The sequence below is a fragment of the Pseudomonas sp. SDO524_S393 genome, from assembly GCF_054071875.1.
Genome location: NZ_JBSVVZ010000060.1, coordinates 24136 through 43503, shown reverse-complemented (window position 1 = coordinate 43503; position 19368 = coordinate 24136). Strand labels below are relative to the sequence as shown.

Annotated in this window: 16 protein-coding genes; 6 read left to right on the top strand and 10 right to left on the bottom strand. The window is 61.9% G+C overall.

What is annotated here, in order from left to right; genetic code table 11:
• Positions 1–85: 85 nt before the first annotated feature.
• From ACW9IB_RS22810 to gap, 5 genes are all read right to left on the bottom strand, one after another.
• Positions 86–694, bottom strand: coding sequence for a biliverdin-producing heme oxygenase (locus tag ACW9IB_RS22810; protein WP_457415619.1), 609 nt, complete (start codon positions 692–694; stop codon positions 86–88).
• A 136-nt stretch (positions 695–830) separates the two neighbouring features.
• Positions 831–3395 (bottom strand): TonB-dependent receptor, encoded by a 2565-nt coding sequence (locus ACW9IB_RS22805; protein WP_457415618.1) that lies wholly within the window; start codon positions 3393–3395, stop codon positions 831–833.
• Between the two features lie 116 nt (positions 3396–3511).
• Positions 3512–4480, bottom strand: coding sequence for a FecR family protein (locus ACW9IB_RS22800; RefSeq protein WP_457366182.1), 969 nt, complete (start codon positions 4478–4480; stop codon positions 3512–3514).
• Between the two features lie 73 nt (positions 4481–4553).
• The gene (locus tag ACW9IB_RS22795) at positions 4554–5072 is read right to left on the bottom strand and encodes an RNA polymerase sigma factor (RefSeq protein WP_457366183.1); all 519 of its coding nucleotides are present in this window, start codon (positions 5070–5072) and stop codon (positions 4554–4556) included.
• A 197-nt stretch (positions 5073–5269) separates the two neighbouring features.
• Entirely contained in the window at positions 5270–6271 is a 1002-nt protein-coding gene (gap, locus tag ACW9IB_RS22790) for a type I glyceraldehyde-3-phosphate dehydrogenase (protein WP_457366184.1), read from the bottom strand.
• A gap of 221 nt (positions 6272–6492) precedes the next feature.
• On the opposite strand from gap, the gene edd reads away from it, so the two are divergent.
• The 4 genes from edd (at position 6493) to ACW9IB_RS22770 (ending at position 11618) form a co-directional block, all read left to right on the top strand.
• Complete coding sequence (gene edd / locus ACW9IB_RS22785; RefSeq protein WP_457366185.1) at positions 6493–8319, top strand: phosphogluconate dehydratase; 1827 nt, start codon at positions 6493–6495, stop codon at positions 8317–8319.
• The gene (locus ACW9IB_RS22780) at positions 8316–9272 is read left to right on the top strand and encodes a glucokinase (RefSeq protein ID WP_457366186.1); all 957 of its coding nucleotides are present in this window, start codon (positions 8316–8318) and stop codon (positions 9270–9272) included. Before edd ends, ACW9IB_RS22780 begins: the two co-directional genes overlap by 4 nt.
• Before the next feature lie 152 nt (positions 9273–9424).
• Positions 9425–10159 (top strand): response regulator, encoded by a 735-nt coding sequence (locus ACW9IB_RS22775; protein WP_457415617.1) that lies wholly within the window; start codon positions 9425–9427, stop codon positions 10157–10159.
• Positions 10160–10190: 31 nt separating this feature from the next.
• Complete coding sequence (locus ACW9IB_RS22770; protein WP_457415621.1) at positions 10191–11618, top strand: ATP-binding protein; 1428 nt, start codon at positions 10191–10193, stop codon at positions 11616–11618.
• Positions 11619–11752: 134 nt separating this feature from the next.
• Here ACW9IB_RS22770 and ACW9IB_RS22765 read toward each other — a convergent pair whose 3' ends face one another.
• Positions 11753–12682: an AraC family transcriptional regulator gene (locus ACW9IB_RS22765; RefSeq protein WP_457366188.1), complete on the bottom strand. Its 930-nt coding sequence runs from the start codon at positions 12680–12682 to the stop codon at positions 11753–11755.
• Positions 12683–13009: 327 nt separating this feature from the next.
• Here ACW9IB_RS22765 and ACW9IB_RS22760 point away from each other — a divergent pair, with 327 nt between their 5' ends.
• Together ACW9IB_RS22760 and ACW9IB_RS22755 are read left to right on the top strand one after the other, a co-directional pair.
• Positions 13010–13351 carry an antibiotic biosynthesis monooxygenase family protein gene (locus ACW9IB_RS22760; protein ID WP_457366189.1) on the top strand — a complete coding sequence of 114 codons (342 nt, stop codon included), beginning with the start codon at positions 13010–13012 and terminating at the stop codon, positions 13349–13351.
• Between the two features lie 41 nt (positions 13352–13392).
• Positions 13393–13638 carry a hypothetical protein gene (locus ACW9IB_RS22755; protein ID WP_457415616.1) on the top strand — a complete coding sequence of 82 codons (246 nt, stop codon included), beginning with the start codon at positions 13393–13395 and terminating at the stop codon, positions 13636–13638.
• 159 nt (positions 13639–13797) lie between these two features.
• On the opposite strand, the gene ACW9IB_RS22750 is transcribed toward ACW9IB_RS22755, so the two are convergent.
• The 4 genes from ACW9IB_RS22750 to ACW9IB_RS22735 all read right to left on the bottom strand — a co-directional run bounded on the left by ACW9IB_RS22750 (position 13798) and on the right by ACW9IB_RS22735 (position 19297).
• Positions 13798–14418, bottom strand: a complete 621-nt coding sequence (locus tag ACW9IB_RS22750; protein ID WP_457366191.1) for a flavin reductase family protein — start codon at positions 14416–14418, stop codon at positions 13798–13800.
• 176 nt (positions 14419–14594) lie between these two features.
• Positions 14595–15914 (bottom strand): MFS transporter, encoded by a 1320-nt coding sequence (locus ACW9IB_RS22745; protein WP_457415615.1) that lies wholly within the window; start codon positions 15912–15914, stop codon positions 14595–14597.
• A 297-nt stretch (positions 15915–16211) separates the two neighbouring features.
• Positions 16212–17537, bottom strand: coding sequence for a sigma-54-dependent transcriptional regulator (locus ACW9IB_RS22740; RefSeq protein WP_457366193.1), 1326 nt, complete (start codon positions 17535–17537; stop codon positions 16212–16214).
• Positions 17531–19297 carry a sensor histidine kinase gene (locus ACW9IB_RS22735; RefSeq protein WP_457415614.1) on the bottom strand — a complete coding sequence of 589 codons (1767 nt, stop codon included), beginning with the start codon at positions 19295–19297 and terminating at the stop codon, positions 17531–17533. Before ACW9IB_RS22735 ends, ACW9IB_RS22740 begins: the two co-directional genes overlap by 7 nt.
• Positions 19298–19368: the final 71 nt, after the last annotated feature.

Here is a 19368-nt window from a genome sequence, read left to right as displayed (position 1 = left end):
ACGGTGTGTCAGCCAATGCATTACTGCCTTATCCACCGCATTCGCGAGCAAGCCCGCTCCCACAGGGTCGCATTTCAACCAAAGGTCAGGCGAGTTCAGGAGCGCCAGCGTACGCCTGTTCCAGCAACACCGTGAAGCGTACGAATGCGTCAATCGCGCCTTTTTCCGCCGCCGCCTCTTCTTCGGCGCTGAACGTCAGGCCGTCGAGGGTGCGGGTGAAGGTTTTCCAGCCTTCGGCGCGACCACCAGCCGGCTCGCCCAGGTGACGGGCACCGAAGGTTTCGCTCAGGCCCAGGCCCACGGCGCGCTTGATCAGGAACGCGGCACCGAGCTTGGAGCCCTCTGACACGAACAGCCAGCCGAGGGCTTCGGCTTTGCTCGGGTTTTTCACCGCGCCGGCGACCGGTGCCGGCACTTCGGTCTCCAGGTCGCCCAGGTCCAGCTTGGCGGCTTCGGCACGGCAGCGCTCGGCCAGGTCAGGGACGATCTTGATCAGCTCGGGGTCGTTGTACAGGGCTACCAGTTCCGACTGGAACAGATATTGCGCCACCACGAAGCGGGCGAAGTTGGCCTGGGTTTCAAACGGGGCATGGGCCTTGACCAGTGCGTCGAGCTTGGTATGTGGCTCGTGGGTGATCTGGTTCAGGCGCTGGGAGCGCAGGCTTGGGCGTTCTGCGGTAGGAGAAGCGGTCATCGGAAAAAGTCCTTGAGAAGGGATGCGCCGTGTGGCTCTAAAGAGAGCGGTTATCAACTAGACGAACAGGAAGACGCGGCACAGTAAAAAATCCTCACCTGGCCGGTGAGAAAAACCGGCCAGGTGAGTGCAGAGGTCAGATGTCCCAGACCACGTTGATTGCAAAGTGGCGGCCGGGCTGGGTCAGGCGGTCCAGGTTGGCGGGGGAGGTCACGCCGGCTTCGCCGACGCCGTCGTAACTGCGCACGTCATCCCAGTTCCAGTATTTTTTGTCGGCCAGGTTGTACAGGCCGCCATTGACGGTGACGTCCTGGGTGACCTTGTAGAAACCCGTCAGGTCGAGCACGCCGAAACCCGGGGTTTTGAAGGGGCCTGTGGTGCTGCCGTCAGGCGCATGGAAGGTGGTGCTGTCGACGCGGTTCTGTTTTTTGACCAGGGTCCAGCTCAGCAGGCCGCCGTAGTTGTCCTGGTCGTACCCTAGGCCGAATACGCCCTTGAGCGGGTTGACGCTGTTGAGCGCTTCGCCGTTGTCGTCGTTGCGGCCATAGGTGTAGCCCACCGAGCCCTGGGTGTACAGGCCGTGCGGTGCGCCGAACGCGTCGAGGTTCAGGCGTCCTTTGGCTTCGATCCCCTTGATGGTGGCGTGCTTGATGTTATTGGCTTCGAACTGCTGCGCGGTGCCGCCGGCGATGGATGCGTCCTCGTCGATGAAGTTGCGGTATTTGTTGTAGAACACGGCGATATCGAAGGACCCCGCATCGAAGTTGCCGCGAATCCCGGTTTCCACACCTTTGCTGCTTTCCGGCTTGAGATCCGGGTTGGGCTCGACGGTATAGCCCTGTTGCAGGTTTTCAAAGCGCCCGTACAAGGCTTTGGCGGACGGAGTCCGGAAGCCTTCGGCGTACTGGCCAAACCAGGTGTACTGGTCGGTCAGCGCATAGGTCAGGCCGAATTTGGGCGTGACACGGTGCCAGGTTTTTTCCTTGTCACTGTGGGCGTAGATCCGCGTCGGGTCGACAGTGTTGAGGAACTCTTCCGTCAGCTTGGGCTTGAGTTGGGTGTAGTCGTAGCGCAGGGCGGGCAGGAAGGTCCATTTGTTCCAGGCGATCTGGTCCTGCACGAACAGCGAGTAGGTGTTGATGGTCGGGTCCGGGAAATCGCTGGCCTTCTTCACGCTGTCGCTGGCGGTCGGGCTGGGCGCACCGATGGCTGTGCAACCACCGCCGACGGCCAGGCAGGTGGCTGCGCCTTCGCGCGAGCCGGTGACTTTCTGCTGCTTGAGGGTGGTGCCGTATGTGACCTGGTGATCGGTGTCGCCGAGGCTGAAGGCCTTGTCCAGCTGGGCATCGAAAACCCACTGCTTTTCTTCGTACAGGGTGTCGCGGGTGCGCAGGACACGGCGGGATGGCTGGTAGATTTCGGCGGTGGACTGGTCGGTCTTGGCGATCTGGTAGTTGAGGCTGGTCTTGATCTGATCGGCAATCGGCGAGTCGAGGGCGAAGCGGTTTTCGATGCCAAAACGTTCGCGGGTGATGGTGTCGTTACCGGAACGCGCCCGATAGAAGTTGAAACCGCGACCGCCGGTGAACGGACCGCCCACGGCGCTCTTGAGGTTGACGTCGCGATCGTCCTTGTACTTCTCGTAGGTCAGGCCCAGGCGATTGTCATCGCCATAGTTCCAGCCCAGTTTGGCCAGCACGTTGGTCGTGCGCGCGTCTTCGGGGTTGGCGCCGGTGCGGGCCAGGCCGGTGGCATTGTTGCCGTCGTAGGACTCCATTTCATGGCCATTGCGTTGGCTCAGGTGCAGCAGGCCGTCGAAGTCCTGCACGCGACCGGCCACGGTGCCGGAGGTCAACCAGCTCTCATCGTCGGAGCTGTAGCCGGTTTTCAGGCGGGCGCCGAAATCCTGGCCGGGCTTGATGATGTCATCGGGGTCGAGGGTGAAGTAGCTCACGGCGCCGCCAATCGCGCTGCTGCCGTACAGGGCCGACGCCGGGCCGCGAAGGATTTCCACGCGCTTGACGATTTCCGGGTCGACGTAGTTGCGGCGGGTCTTGGCGTAGGGGCCGTTGAAGAAATTGTCCGGGACTTCCACGCCGTCCACCTGGGTGAGGATGCGGTCGCCGTCGATGCCGCGAATGTTGTAGCCCGAATTGCTCGAACGACCACCGGCCCCGCCGACGGAAACGTTGGGTTCGTAACGCACCAGTTCGCGGATGGTGTTGACGTTCTGGCGGTCCAGGTCCTCGCGTTCCTGAACGGTTACGGTGCTCGGTACGCTGCTGATGTCCTGCGCGTTACGCGTGGCGCTGATGGTCACCTGTTGCAGGTTGAGGGTGCCGCCGGACGTGCGTTTTTCCAGGACGATGTTGTTGTTGCCCAGTTTGCGGTAGCTCAGGTTGGTCCCCACCAACAGCCGGTCCAGGGCTTTTTCCGGCGATAACGCACCCTGCACGCCAGGGGACGACACACCCTGGCCGAGCTCGGCGGGCAGGCCGACTTGCCAGCCGGTCACGGCGGTGAAGGCGTTCAGTGCCGAGACCAGCGGTTGCTGTTCGATGCTGAAGCTGTAGTTGCCGTGGCTGCGTGGGGTGGGTTCGACGGCGGATGCCGCCATGGCCGGTGCACCGGCCAGCAGAATGGCGGCGGTCAGCAGGGACAGGACGGGCGAAGAGGACCGGCGGTTGAAACGAGAGGACATCGAGAGCGCTCCGGGGGTACGAATCTTATAGTTGCGAACCGAGACAAATAGGAATCAGTTGCATTGGCTATGACGAGACGTACCACCGTCAGCTATCGAGTAAAAATAATTCTCATCTAGTTCAGGATGACCAGCGCCGGGTATTCCGACAGCTTGGCCGAGGTGATGTGGGCCAGGGAACGCACCACGTCCAGCGGTTGGTCGAGGCGATAGTTGCCGGTGACGGCGGTGCTGGCGAGCTTGTCGTTGGTGTTGACGATCCAGCCCGGGTAATAGCGGCGCAGCTCGGCGAGCACTTCACTCATCGGGCAGTTTTCGAAAATCAGCCGGCCCTGAACCCAGGCCAGGTCCTTGTTCACATCGAGCTTGCCGGGGGCGCCGAAGCCCTTGGGCCCGATGCGGATGCTTTCACCGGCGCTCAGGCGTACGCGGGCATCGTCGAAGGTGTTGCTCAGGTCGACATCGCCGCGCTGCACTTGTACCTGGGCTTCGCCGTTCAGGTAGCGCACGGCAAATGCGGTATCTCGTACGCGGGCGCGCACGGGGCCGGCATCGATCTCCAGCGGCAGGCCACGGCTGGGCATTACTTCGAAAAACGCTTCGCCCTGGTAGAGGCGGGCGATGCGCTGATGGTCCTTGATGCTGCTGGAGAACGCCGAATTGGTGTTCAGCAGCACTTTCGAGCCGTCGTCCAATTGCACGCGCTGGCGCTCGCCGACCACCGTGAGGTGATCGGCCTGCAGGCGCACGGGCAGATTGCTGAAGCTGAACAGGCCCAACAGCAACACGGCGGCGGTGGCCAAGGGTTTCCAGTGGGGTTTGATGCGGCGCCAGGCGCTGGGTTTGCGCGGCGCGGCCAGGGCCACGGCGGCGCTGTGCACCGGCGCGCCGCCCCAGGCGGCCTGGGCCTTGCCAAAGGCGTGGACATGGGCCGGGTCACGGGCCAGCCAGGCTTCGAACTCGGCCTGCTGCCCGGGCTGTGGGCACTGCAATGCGATCAGCCAGTCGAGGGCCTGGTCCATAGCCGTGTCTTGCAACACCTCATGAGCCAGCTCATGGGGTCGCAGTTTATTCGGGTCCGTCACGGTGTGCCTCGGGTCTTCGCCACGTTTTATTCATTTTCCTACAGCCTGGATCGACCGTTCTGTCGGGTGAAGCTTAAGGCTGATCCATGCGTTCGGCCACACCTACACAGATGGCCATGATCAATTTCAGTTCCTTTTGCACCGTGCTCAAGGACACTTCCAGTTGATCGGCAATTTCCTGGTAACTGCAACCGTGGAGGCGGCTGAGGATGAAGATCCGTTGCTGGCGGGCGCTCAACTGACCCAGGCTGACGCTCAGGTGCTCGAGCAATTGCTCGGCCTGCATGGCGTCTTCGGGCGTGCTGATGGGGGCTGCGACACTTTGCAGGACATCCATCGGGACATCTTCCTGCAGCGTGCGGGCCTGGATCCTGCGCGAACGCAGGTGATCGAGCGCCAGGTTGCGTGCGGTCTGGTACACGAAGGGTTCGAGATGATCGATGGGTCGCTCACTCAGGGCCCGGGTGACGCGCAGGTAGGTTTCCTGCAACAGGTCCTCGGCGGTGCTGTGGTTATTCACCATTCGCTGCAAGGTACGAAGCAGGATCACCCGTTGGGTGAGGAAGACGTGATTGAAGCGAGATAGGCTCACAGCGACACCAGACCGATTTGCAGTTAATGATAATGCTTATCATCAACTGAAATGGCAAGTAGCACTTCGAGCGGATTTGCGCAGGCCGCATGTGGGAGCGGGCTTGCCCGCGAATGCGATACATCAGTCACACCTGTATTAACTGATACACCGTATTCGCGAGCCAGCCCGCTCCCACAAAAGCCCGCCCTGCCGGGTTATTCGGCGTTGCACAGCGCCAGGCAGTTATCCAGCATGCGGTTGGAGAAACCCCACTCGTTGTCATACCAGGCGAGAACTTTGAGCAACTTGCCGCTGACCTTGGTGTGATTGGCATCGAAAATCGACGACAGCGGGTTGTGGTTGAAGTCGCTCGAAACCAGCGGCAGGGTGTTGTAACCCAGGATTTTCGAGTGCTGGCTGGCTTCTTTCAGCAGCGCGTTGACTTCCTCGGCGGTGGCGTCTTTTTTCAGGGTGACGGTGAGGTCCACCAGCGACACGTTGATCACCGGTACCCGCACGGCCATGCCGGTGAGCTTGCCGGCCAGTTCCGGCAATACCAGGCCGACTGCTTCGGCGGCGCCGGTCTTGCTCGGGATCATGTTCTGCGTGGCCGAACGCGCGCGGTATGGGTCGGTGTGGTAAACATCGGTCAGGTTCTGGTCGTTGGTGTAGGCATGAATGGTGGTCATCAGGCCGCTTTCGATGCCCAGTTCGCGATGCAGCACCTGAGCGACCGGCGCCAGGCAATTGGTGGTGCACGACGCGTTGGAGATGATCTGGTGGGATTGGCGCAGAATGTCGTGGTTCACGCCGTAGACCACAGTGGCGTCCGCGCCTTTGGCCGGTGCCGAAATGATCACCTTGCGCGCGCCGGCGCTGATATGGGCAGCCGCCTTGGCACGGTCGGTGAACAGGCCGGTGCATTCGAAGACCACATCGATCTTCAGCGCGGCCCAGGGCAGTTCGGCCGGATTGCGAATGGCACTGACGGCAATCCGGTCACCATTGACGGTCAGGCTTTCCTGATCGTGGGCGACCTCTGCGTCGAAAGTGCCATGCACGGTATCGAATTTGAGCAGGTGGGCATTGATCGAGCTGTCGCCCAGATCGTTGATGGCGACGATCTGCAAATCCTGGCGGTAGCCTTGGGTATACAGTGCGCGCAGGACATTACGGCCGATACGGCCAAAACCATTGATTGCGATACGAAGAGTCATTGGAAGGTGCCTGTCGTCGATTTGTTGTAAGAATTACAAGATTATTCGCATAAAAATAGAAAACAAGCCTTTTTAGTGGCAATATTTTGTTCAATCTACAACGAGTGACCTGAATCAACTGGTCCGATTGGTCAAGTAACACCCTGCCAACCTCTTCACGGCGGGCGTTTGACCAGCATAGGAACGAGGGTCACCACATCCGTTAGCCTGGAGTTCTATACATGCATCCCCGCGTTCTTGAGGTCACCGAACGGCTTATCGCCCGCAGCCGCGCCACCCGCGAGGCCTACCTTGCGCTCATTCGCGGCGCGGCCAGCGACGGTCCGATGCGCGGCAAGCTGCAATGCGCCAACTTTGCCCACGGCGTAGCCGGCTGCGGTACTGAAGATAAAAATAGTCTGCGCATGATGAATGCCGCCAACGTGGCAATTGTTTCGTCATATAACGACATGCTGTCGGCGCATCAGCCGTACGAACATTTCCCCGAGCAGATCAAGAAAGCCCTGCGCGAGGTCGGCTCGGTCGGCCAGTTCGCCGGCGGCACCCCCGCCATGTGCGACGGCGTGACCCAGGGCGAGCCGGGCATGGAACTGAGCCTGCTCAGCCGTGAAGTCATCGCCATGTCCACGGCGGTAGCGCTGTCCCACAACATGTTCGATGCCGCGTTGATGCTGGGCATCTGCGACAAGATCGTCCCCGGCCTGATGATGGGTGCGCTGCGTTACGGCCATTTGCCGATGATCTTCGTCCCGGGCGGCCCGATGCCGTCGGGTATCTCCAACAAACAGAAGGCCGACGTGCGCCAGCGCTACGCCGAAGGCAAGGCCACCCGCGAAGAGCTGCTGGAATCGGAGATGAAGTCCTACCACAGCCCCGGCACCTGCACCTTCTACGGCACCGCCAACACCAACCAGTTGCTGATGGAGGTCATGGGCCTGCACCTGCCGGGCGCCTCGTTCGTCAACCCGTACACGCCGCTGCGTGACGCGCTGACCCGCGAAGCCGCGCACCAGGTCACGCGCCTGACCAAGGCCAACGGCAGCTTCACGCCGATCGGCGAGATCGTCGACGAGAAATCCATCGTCAACTCCATCGTCGCCCTCAACGCCACCGGCGGTTCCACCAACCACACCCTGCACATGCCGGCCATCGCCATGTCGGCGGGCATCATCCTCACCTGGCAGGACATGGCCGACCTCTCCGAGGTGGTGCCGACCCTGTCCCACGTGTATCCGAACGGCAAGGCCGACATCAACCACTTCCAGGCGGCGGGCGGCATGTCGTTCCTGATCCGTGAACTGCTCGAAGCCGGCCTGCTCCATGAAGACGTCAACACTGTGGCCGGCAAGGGCCTGAGCCGTTATACCCAGGAGCCGTTCCTGGTGGACGGCGAACTCATCTGGCGCGATGGTCCCATCGAAAGCCTCGACGAAAGCATCCTGCGCCCCGTGGCCCGGGCGTTTTCGCCGGAAGGTGGCCTGCGTGTGATGGAAGGCAACCTGGGACGTGGCGTGATGAAAGTCTCGGCCGTCGCCCTCGAACATCAGATCGTCGAAGCGCCAGCGGTGGTATTCCAGGACCAGCAGGACCTGGCCGATGCGTTCAAGGCCGGCCAGCTGGAAAAAGACTTCGTCGCCGTGATGCGTTTCCAGGGCCCGCGCTCCAACGGCATGCCCGAATTGCACAAGATGACCCCGTTCCTCGGCGTATTGCAGGACCGTGGCTTCAAAGTGGCCCTCGTAACAGACGGGCGTATGTCCGGCGCGTCGGGTAAGATTCCCGCCGCGATCCACGTCAACCCCGAAGCCCAGAGCGGCGGGCCACTGGCGCGGGTGCGCGATGGCGATATCATTCGCGTCGATGGCGTCACCGGCACCCTGGAGCTTAAGGTGGACGCTGAAGAATTTGCAGCGCGTACGCCTGCCACGGGCCTGTTGGGCAACAATGTGGGGGCCGGTCGCGAGCTGTTTGCATTCATGCGCTTGGCCGCAAGCTCCGCAGAGCAAGGCGCCAGCGCCTTTACCGCTGCCTTGGAGACGCTTAAGTGAAGCTTGCGCTGGTCGGTGACATCGGGGGTACCAACGCCCGTTTTGCGTTGTGGCGGGATCAGGAACTGCATTCGATCCGTGTGCATGCCACCGCGGATTACCCGAGCCCTGAGGACGCCATCAAGGTGTACCTCAAGGAGGAAGGCCTGGAAATCGGCGACATTGGCGCGGTGTGCCTGTCGGTAGCGGGCCCGGTGAGCGGGGATGAATTTAAATTCACCAACAATCACTGGCGGCTGAGCAAGACTGCGTTCTGCAAAACCTTGCAGGTGGACGAACTGCTGCTGGTCAATGATTTCTCGGCCATGGCCCTGGGCATGACGCGCCTCAAGCCCGACGAATTCCGCGTGGTCTGCGAAGGCACGCCGGAGCCTTTGCGCCCGGCGGTGGTGATCGGCCCGGGCACCGGCCTTGGCGTCGGCACTCTGCTGGATCTCGGCGCTGGCCGTTTTGCGGCGTTGCCGGGGGAGGGCGGCCACGTCGACCTGCCGCTGAGCAGCCCGCGTGAAACCCAGTTGTGGCAGCACATCTACACTGAGATCGGCCATGTCAGTGCCGAAACTGCCTTGAGTGGAGGCGGTTTACCGCGTGTGTACCGCGCGATCTGCGCGGTCGATGGCCACGAGCCGGTGCTGGACACGCCCGAAGCCATTACGGCAGCGGGCCTGGCGGGCGACCCGGTGGCGATGGAAGTATTGAACCAGTTCAGCATCTGGCTGGGCCGGGTAGCCGGTAACAACGTACTGACCACCGGTGGACGTGGTGGCGTGTATATCGTGGGCGGGGTGATTCCGAGGTTTGCCGACTTCTTTATCAACAGCGGCTTTGCCAAGAGCTTCGGTGACAAGGGCTGCATGAGTGACTACTTCAAAGGTATTCCGGTGTGGTTGGTGACCGCGCCTTACTCCGGGTTGACCGGGGCAGGAGTGGCACTTGAGCAGGCATTTGCGTAGGGGCTGACGGCCTCATCGCAGGCAAGCCGGCGCCCACGGTTGATCGAGTTCCAAACTTGGAATGCAGTCAAGTGTGGGCGCTGGCTTGCCTGCGATAGGGCCTTAAGAGCAACAAATGACTTAAGCTTGGCCATAACAACAAGGAGGACCCCGTGAGCGTAATCAGTAAATCGATTCTCCTCGTCGACGACGACGAAGAAATCCGCGAGTTGCTGCAAACCTACCTCAGCCGCGCCGGTTTCCAGGTGCGTGGGGTGCCGAATGGCGCGGGGTTTCGCCAGGCGATGAACGACGCGCCCTGCGACCTGGTCATCCTTGATGTGATGTTGCCGGATGAAGACGGTTTCAGCCTCTGCCGCTGGATTCGCCAGCACCCGCGCCAGGCGCAGGTGCCGATCATCATGCTCACCGCCAGTTCCGACGAAGCCGACCGCGTGATCGGCCTGGAGCTGGGTGCCGATGACTACATTGGCAAACCGTTCAGCCCACGCGAGCTGCAGGCGCGGATCAAGGCGTTGTTGCGCCGCTGCCAGTTCGGCCAGGAGCGCAGTGCCAGCAGCGATGTGCTGGTGTTCGATGAATGGCGTCTGGACATGATCAGCCATCGCCTGTTCCATGTGGATGGCGAGGAAGTGATCCTCTCCGGTGCCGACTTTGCCTTGCTCAAATTGTTTCTCGACCATCCCCAACAGATTCTCGACCGCGACACCATCGGCAACGCCACCCGTGGCCGCGATCTGATGCCGCTGGACCGTATCGTCGACATGGCCGTCAGCCGCCTGCGCCAGCGCCTGCGCGACACCGAAAAGCCACCCAGGCTGATTCGCACCGTGCGCGGCAGCGGTTACCAACTGGCAGCCAGCGTGGTTGCCGGCAATGCCCACTGAACACCTGACCGAGCGCCACCGGCGCTTTCCGGTGCCGCGCTCGCTGTTGGGGCGCATGCTGCTGCTGACCCTGCTGGCGGTGCTGTTCGCCCAGGCGCTGTCCAGCGTGATCTGGGTTTCACAGTTGCGCGCCACCCAGCTCGAAGGACTGGTCACCAGCGCCCGCAGCCTGGCGCATTCGATGACGGCCAGCGTGAGTTACTTCCGCTCATTGCCGGTGGCCTATCGTCCCCTGGTCCTTGACCAATTGCGCAGCATGGGCGGCACCCGTTTTGTGGTGACGCTCAACGACCGCCCCCTGGACATGGCCGTTCTACCCCAGACCCCCCGCAAGCAGGCGGTGTTGGTGGCGGTGGATGACGTGCTGCGCCAGACCCTGGGTGCCGATGTGCATATCTCGGTGGAGTTTGTCAGTGCCGAGGACCTGCGCATTTTCAATGCCGGCCTGAAACTCGATGAATTGCCGCGCTCCTGGGCGCATTACGCCTTGACCCTGGAACCGGTGAACCCGCCCGTGCTGGTGACCCAGATCCAGCTGGCCGCCGGCGAATGGCTGTACATCGCCTCACTGCTGCCCGAGCCTTACACCAGCCTTGAAGAACAAGGCCTGCCGTCGCAGCAAGTGTGGTTCATCGTGCTGACCAGCGGCTTCCTGTTGTTGTTCATCGGGCTGCTGGTGCACTGGCAGAGCCGACCCCTCAAGCGTCTGGCGCGGGCCGCGCGGGACATGTCGCTGGGCGCCGACGTGGAGCCGGTGGCCGAAGGCGGCGGCAGTGAGGTGGTGGAAGTGGGGCGCGCCTTCAACGCCATGCGTGAGCGTATCAGCCGTTACCTTACTGAGCGCAGCCAATTGTTCAGCGCGATTTCCCATGATTTGCGCACACCCATCACGCGCCTGCGCCTGCGTGTGGAGTTGCTGGAAGACGAAAACCTGCAAACCAAGTTTGGCCGTGACCTGGATGAACTGGAGTTGCTGGTGAAGGGCGCGCTGCAATGCGTGAAAGACACCGACATCCATGAAAACATCGAGGCTGTCGACCTCAACCATGTGCTCGACTGCCTGGTGGAGCCGTACCTGGCGCCCAATGGCAATGGTCGGGTCACCCAGCACGGTCGCGCTCTTGCCACCTACCCGGGCAAACCTCTGGCACTCAAGCGGTGTATCGGCAACCTGATCGACAACGCCCTCAAGTACGGACAGAACGCCCATCTGCATATCGAGGACGATGGCACCGAGTTCATCCTGCACGTGGACGACGAAGGCCCGGGTGTGCCGGAACAGCGTCTGGAGCAAGTCTTCGAGCCGCACTTTCGGTTGGCCGGGCAACAGCAGGGCTATGGCCTGGGGTTGGGGATTGCGCGCAACATCGCCCACAGCCATGGTGGCGAAGTGAGTTTGCAGAATCTGCGCGAGGGCGGGTTGCGGGTGACCTTGCAACTACCGCGCGGTCTGGACTGAGTACACACCAAACCCTGTGGGAGCCGGCTTGCCTGCGATGGAATCATTGCGGTGTAACTGACATACCGGGGTGTCTGCATCGCGGGCAAGCCCGGCTCCCACACAAGCCAGCTTACCCACTGATCTGCGTTGAGTCAGAGGCTCTGGCGTAGCCGGGCCAGATCCCTCAGGGGCGGCGCGCCAAACAACCGGCTGTATTCCCGACTGAACTGCGACGGGCTTTCATACCCTACGCGATAGCCGGCTGCCGAGGCTTCCAGTCCCTCGGCAATCATCAGTCGCCGAGCCTCCTGCAAGCGCAATTGTTTCTGATACTGCAACGGGCTCATGGCGGTGATCGCCTTGAAGCGGTGGTGCAGGGTCGACACGCTCAGGTTCACTTCCTTGGCCAGGTCATCGATACGCAGCGGTTGTTCATAGTTGCCGTTCAACCAGGTGATCGCCTGGCTGACCCGATGGCTCTGGCTGTTGGCCACGGCGATTTCATACAAGCGATATCCCTGTGGCCCACGCAACAGACGGTAGAGAATTTCCCGATTGATCAGCGGCGCCAGCATCGCGATGTCTTTGGGCGTATCCAGCAGGCGGACCAGGCGCAGCACGGCGTCGAGCAACTGGCCGTCGATACGGTCCACATACATGCCGCGGGAGGTCGGACGCGACGGCACACCCATCGGGCCGGCTTCGGCAATCAACGCGGTGAGCTGGTTGGGGTCGATGTTGATCCGTATCGACAGGTTCGGGTCTTCCGGCGTGGCTACGATGATCCGGCCTGCCACCGGCATCGCCACCGAGAACACCAGGTAGTTGAGCGGGTCGTAGGCAAAGATCTCGTCGGCCAGGCGCACTTCCTTGCTGCCGCTGGCCAAAATGCACAGGGCAGGTTCCGCCAGTACCGGCATGAAATCCCGGGGCGCGTTGTGGCGGTTGAGAAACAGTGTCGTCACCGCCGTACCGTAGGAGCCATCTTCCCAGGTATGACGGCGCACGATGCTGGCCAGTTCGGCGCGCTGCTTTTCCATCTCGGCATCGAGGGGAAGGGGTTTGTGTTCCGACGACGACATGGGATGCCCTCTGTGGCTTCTACGATGGATAAAGCTTATAGGCGGCTTTTCAAAGCGTGCTACGTCGATTCTGCACAATCCTTGCCTGATCCTGCGACAGAACGTGAATCGGGCAAGCCCGGGGCCTGTCATCTGCCTGAAACATGGGGGATGGGCAGGGCATGAACCCTGGTGGATAAACAGCCTGTCTACGCTTCTCGCAGGATTGTGCAATAAGCCGGCAGGAATTGACTAACCGCGTCCACCCTCGCGCCGTTATCTTTGATCCTGTGGCAACACGCCCTCACCGTGTTTGCCGAGCATCACTTCTCAACGGGAGAGTCGAATATGTCCACCCCCATTCCCGCAAGCCATATGGCCTTTATCCGCGCACGCAGCGGGTGCAGCACCGAACTCGGTGCACGCTTGAGCAGTTTGATCGAACCGGGCCGCCAGGCTCAGGGTTGCCTGCAATTTTCGTTGCAGCATTCCCAGACCGACCCCGATGTGTGGCTGATCTCGGGTTTCTGGAGCAGCGAGCAGGCCATGAGCGCCTACTTCAACTCTCCAGCCTTGATGATCTTTACCGAGCTGTTGAACGACATGGTGGTCCGCAGCATGGACTTCCAGACCTTCACCGATGCATCCGCTGCACACGCCTACGGCGAGTACCTGCAACTCGCCGGCTGAGGGTTACAATGGCCGACTTTTCATTGGCCAGGACCTGCAACATGGCACGTAAACAATTTGCCCATCACGAAGCCGTTTCCGCCGTAGTACCGGGTGAAGGTGGCTATAGCGCCGCCGTCGCCGTCAAGGCACTGGATGGCATGGGCGCCCCGAAGTTTCACAAGATCCTTGATGGGCAGACGTTCAAGACCGCGTCCGATGCCGATGATGCTGCGACGGTGCAGCTTGAGCGGCTGGTTGATGTGGATGAAGACGGTCAACTGAGCTGGGCGACTGTCGCAAGCTAAAGCCGGACGCGTTTTACTGCCCAACAAAGAACAAATGTGGGAGCCGGGCTTGCCCGCGATGAGGGCATGACAGCCGACTCATTGGGTAGCTGACACGCCGCTATCGCGGGCAAGCCCGGCTCCCACACTGTTTTGTTGTGTTTGTTGAAAAGTGATCAATCAGCGGGGTCGATGCATCTTGAACAGGGCCTCCGGCCCCAACTGGAAGTAGTCCGCCGGGCCGCCGCCGCGCAGGATAGGCTCGGCGGCGGCGGTGTCGTAGATCCCGTCCTTGAGCAGCCATTTGGCGATGTGCACCGCAACGACCTCGCCCAGCACCAGCCAGCTTGGTACCAAGGCCTGGTCGGCGCGTTGCAGCTGAATGATCTGCGTCACCTTGCATTCGAACGACACCGGGCTTTCGCCGACTCGAGGCACGCCGACGATTTTCGATGCCACCGGCGTCAGGCCGGACAACTCGAATTCGTTGACCTCGGGTGAAACGGCGGAGCAACTCAGGTTCATCTGCTCGGCCAACGGGCGGGTGGCCAGGTTCCAGACAAACTCACCGGTCTGTTCGATATTGTTCAGGCTGTCTTTGCGCCCGACACTGGAAAAACCAATGATCGGCGGAATGTAATTGAATGCATTGAAGAAGCTGTAGGGCGCGAGGTTCAGGTGCCCTTCGCGGTCGTGGGACGAGATCCAGCCGATGGGTCGTGGGCCGACGATGGCATTGAACGGATCATGGGGCAGGCCGTGGCCGTTGGCGGGTTCGTAGAAATGGATATCGTCGGACATGGCCTGTTCTGCTCTCGGTTTCGGAGCAGACATCATAACCAATGTGGGCGTGTGGTTGTGTGGGAGCCGGGCTTGCCCGCGATAGCATCACCTCGGTTTTCCAGTTGCACCGAGGTGATGCTATCGCAGGCAAGCCAGCTCCCACACAAGCCCACAGTTTTTACCGCGACAGACAGTTAGTCAGTGGTGATGCGCGAGTGCTTGCGCGTGTCCTTCATGGTCACGTAGACCACCAGCGATACCGCGATGCACGCGGTCACGTACCAGTAGTAACCGGTTTCCATGCCAATGCTCTTGAACCACAGCGCGATGTATTCAGCGGTACCGCCGAAGATCGATACGGTCAGTGCGTAGGGCAAGCCCACGCCCAGGGCGCGGATTTCGGTCGGGAACAGCTCGGCTTTCACCACCGCGTTGATCGAGGTGTAGCCGCTGACGATGATCAGCGCCGCCATGATCAGGAAGAACGCGCCCCACCAGGTCTGGATGGTGTGCAGGGTGCTGAGGATCGGTACGGTGAGCAGGGTGCCGAGGATACCGAAGGCGATCAGGATCGGCCGACGGCCCACCTTGTCCGACAGCCCACCGACGATGGGTTGCAGGCACATGAACAGAAACAGCGTCGCCGCCGAGATGGTGGTGGAGTCGGAGATGCTCATGCCGACGGTGTTCACCAGGTATTTCTGCATGTAGGTGGTGTAGGTGTAGAAGGCCAGGGTACCGCCCATGGTCAGGCCGACCACGGTCATCAGTTCCTTGGGGTGGCGCATCAAGGTGCGCATGGTGCTTTCCTTGGCTTTTTCCTTCTTGGTGAACGACTCGGTTTCTTCCATGCCGCGACGCAGGTACAACGCGACCACGGCGCACAGCGCACCGATGGCGAACGGGATACGCCAGCCCCAGTCATACAGTTGCTCGGTGGTGAGGATCTGTTGCAGCACGATCAGCACCGCCAGCGCGATGAGTTGGCCCGAGATCAGGGTCACGTACTGGAAGCTGGAGTAGAAACCGCGACGTTCCTTGGTGGCCATCTCGCTGAGGTAAGTGGCGGAGGTGCCGTATTCGCCGCCGACAGACAGGCCCTGCAGCAGACGGGCAAATACCAGCAGGATCGGCGCACCGATGCCGATGATTTCATAGCCCGGGCTCAGGGCAATCAGCAGCGAGCCAAAGCACATCAGGTAGACCGAGGCCATCAGGGCTTTTTTACGCCCCACCTTGTCGGCGTACAGGCCCATCAGCCAGCCGCCGATCGGGCGCATCAGGAAGCCCACGGCGAAAATCGCGGCGGTGTTGAGCAGTTGGGCGGTGGTGTCGCCTTTCGGGAAAAAGGTCTTGGCGAAGTACAGCGAGAAGGCGGCGTACACGTACCAGTCGTACCATTCGACCATGTTGCCGACGGAACCACTGAAAATCGATTTGATTCGGCTGGAGGTAGTGCGTGCTTGCGCCGGCGCAGCCGCCGACCCCAGAGGCAAGGCGTTGGAGTTATCCATTGAAGGATCCTTCATCTAGTTGTTTTTATGGAGCGTGCCGAAGCACAGCCTGGCTCGGGCTATAGCAGGAGCTGTGCCAGGTAGATGAGGGCCCGGAATAGACGGGTTTGCGGTTTTTTTTGAGCGGAAAGTCGCTGATAAATCTTGGGTGATAAGCGGAAATCCGCTTATGGCCGCTGGCCTCTTCGCAGGCAAGCCAGCTCCCACATTCGACCGCATTCATCCAGTTGGAATGGGATCAAGTGTGGGAGCGGGCTTGCCCGCGAAGGCGGCCTGAAGGCCAATACGAGAAATAGGTCAGAGAAACGAGTCCCGCACCAACCCATGCCGCTGCATCTTTTCATTGAAGGTCCGACGCGGCAGTTGCAGTTCCGCCAGCACCGCCTTGATATCGCCCTTGTGCCGTGTCAGCGCCGCTTTCAAGCAATGCGCCTCGAAGGCTTCCTGTTGCGCCGCCAGGGATTGCCCGGCTTCGATGCCTTCCGGTTCCGGCTCTCCCAGGCCGAGTACCTGGCGTTCAGCCACATTGGCCAGTTCGCGCACGTTGCCCGGCCAGTCATGGCTGAGCAGGCGCCCCAGTTGCGCGCCGCTCAGCGGCTCGACGTTGCGACCCAGGCGTTCGGCGGCGCCTCGGGCAAAGTGATCGAACAGCAGCGGAATGTCTTCGCGCCGTTCGCGCAGGGGCGGCAGGCGCAGTTGCGCGACGTTCAGGCGATAGGCCAGGTCTTCGCGAAAACGCCCGGCCCGCGCCTCCTCCAGCAAGTCAGGCTTGGTGGCGGCGATGATGCGCAGGTCCACCGGGATGCTCTGATTGGAGCCTAGCCGCTCCAGCTTCTGCTCCTGCAACACCCGCAGCAGCTTCACTTGCTGCGCCAGTGGCATGCTTTCGATCTCGTCGAGGAACAGCGTGCCACCGTGAGCGTACTCCAGCTTGCCGATGCGCTTGCCCTGGGCGCCGGTGAAGGCGCCGCTCTCGTGACCGAACAGCTCGGCCTCGAACAGCTGTTCGGGGATCGCCGCACAGTTGAGCGCCACGAAGGCTTTCTTGGCCCGAGGGCCGAAATCATGCAGGCAGCGGGCGACCATCTCTTTGCCGCTGCCGGTCTCGCCACGAATCAGCACATTGACCGGCAGGCTCGCCAGGTCCAGCACCTGGCGACGCAGATTCTGCAAGCCCCGGGAAACCCCCAGCAGGGTGGTTTCCAACTGCGCCCGATGGTCGGCCTGTTGATGCAGGCGACGGTTTTCCAGGATCAGTCCACGCTTATCGAGCGCGCGACGCAGGCTGTTGAGCAGGGCGTCCGGGCTGAAGGGCTTTTCCAGAAAGTCGTAGGCACCGTCGCGCATGGCTTCCACGGCCATCGGCACGTCGCCATGGCCGGTGAGCAATATCACCGGCAGGTCCTTGTCGCGGCGCTGCACCTCGGCCAGCAGTTCCAGGCCGCTGAGCCCCGGCATGCGCACATCGCTCAGGATCACTCCGGGAAAGTCCCTGGGTAACTGTGCCAGGCATTCCTCGGCGCGGCTGAACAGTTGCACGTCAAACCCGGACAGGCTCAACCACTGCTCCACGGCCGTGCGAATGCTGGCTTCGTCATCGACCACAATCACCGCGTTCAGCATAGGTCCGGGGTCTCCAGCGCGATGGGCAGGGTGAGGGTGAACACTGCGCCATCGTCGCGATTGCCGGCGACCAGGCGTCCGCCGAGTTCGTGCACGATAGCGTAGGACACCGCCAGCCCCAAGCCCAGCCCGTCACCGACCGGCTTGGTGGTGAAGAATGGGTCGAACACGCTGTTGAGGTGTTCGTCGGCGATCCCGCCGCCGCTGTCGCTGACGGTCAGTCGCCACAATTGCTGATCGGCGTGCAGGCGGATTTCCAGGCGTTTGCGCGGTTTGTCGGCCATGGCGTCGAGGGCGTTGCGCAGCAGGTTGATCAGCACCTGTTCCAGGCGAATCGCGTCGCCACGAACCCACGCCGGGCGAGTGAGGTCCAGCACGACGCCGATGCTTTCATCGCGCAGGCGAGCGTCCAGCAAGTGCAGCGATTGGTCGACCACCGTGGCCAGGTCCAGGCGTTCGCGCAGGCCGCTGGGGCTTTTGCGCGCGAAGGTCTTGAGATGGCCGGTGAGTGCAGCCATGCGCGTGAGCATGTCGTCCAGCGGGGTGAGTGCCTGGTAGGCGTCGTCGACCCGACCGTGATCCAGCAACAGGCGCAGGGTGGCCAGTTGCATGCGCTGGGCGGTCAGCGGCTGATTGATTTCATGGGCGAGGGCGGCGGACATCTGCCCCAGCGCCGCCAGCTTGGCTGACTGCACCAGGCCATCCTGGGCGGTGCGCAGGGCCTGGGTGCGCTCCTCCACCAATTGTTCCAGCTCTTCACGGCTGCGCTGGCGCAAACGGGCCAGGCGCCAGCGCTGGCTGAGGAACAGCACGAGAAACACCAGGGCCAGCCAGGAACCGGCGGCGGCCAGGCCTGCATTGCGTTGGTCTTCGAAGGCGAACTGCGGTTTGCGCAGCAGGTGCAGGGTCCAGCCCTCGGCCTTCAGCGGCAGGGATTCCCAGATGTAATTGGCGCTGCCGTCAGGGCCGTTGACGCGCATCAAGTGGCTGTTGTCGTCGAAGCGTTGCAGGGTCTGGGTCTCCAGCGGCTGCAGTTGCTTCTTGTCGTATTGACGGGTGGCCTTGAGCTCCGCGAGGTCGTGTTCCGACAGCGGTCGCAAATTGCGGTAGCGCCAGCCCGCCTGGTTGGCGATGAACACAATGCCCCGTGCGTCGCTGACCAGCAGCAGGTCATTGCCTTGTGCCCACTCGCGTTCCAGTTCGGGGAACTCCAGTTTTACCACCATGGCACCGAGGAACTGCTCATGTTCGTCCAGCACTGCGCTGGAGAGGAAATAACCGGGGATGCCGGTGGTCACCCCCACCGCATAAAACCGCCCGGTGCCCTGGCTCAAGGTCTGGCTGAAGTAGGGGCGAAACGCATAGTTGTGTCCGACGTAGCTGCTCGGCAGGTTCCAGTTGCTGGCGGCCACGGCCAGGCCGGTGCGGTCCATCAACTCCAGGGTGGAGGATTGGGCGGCACCGTTGATGCGCTCCAGCTTGCGGTTGAGCACGTCCTGGGTGCTGACATCCAGCGGGCCTTTCAAGGCGCGGATCATTTCCGAGTCCAGCGCCAGCACGGCGGGCAGGGCTCGGTAGCGTTCGATCAGGGTGTGCAGGGAGTTGGCGTACAGCGCCAGCTGCTGATTGGCACGGGCGGCATCGTCCACCAGGGCCTGACGTTCGGCATGGCGTGTTGCCACGGCGGCGGCCAGCACCGCACCGGCAATGATCAGCAGCGAATAGAAGGTCAGGCGCAGGGGACGGGGGATCACGATCATACGGTGAGGGGCAGGCGCAATAAGGGGAGTGCACCATACCATGGGCCATCGGATCTGTAGTGAGCGGGCCG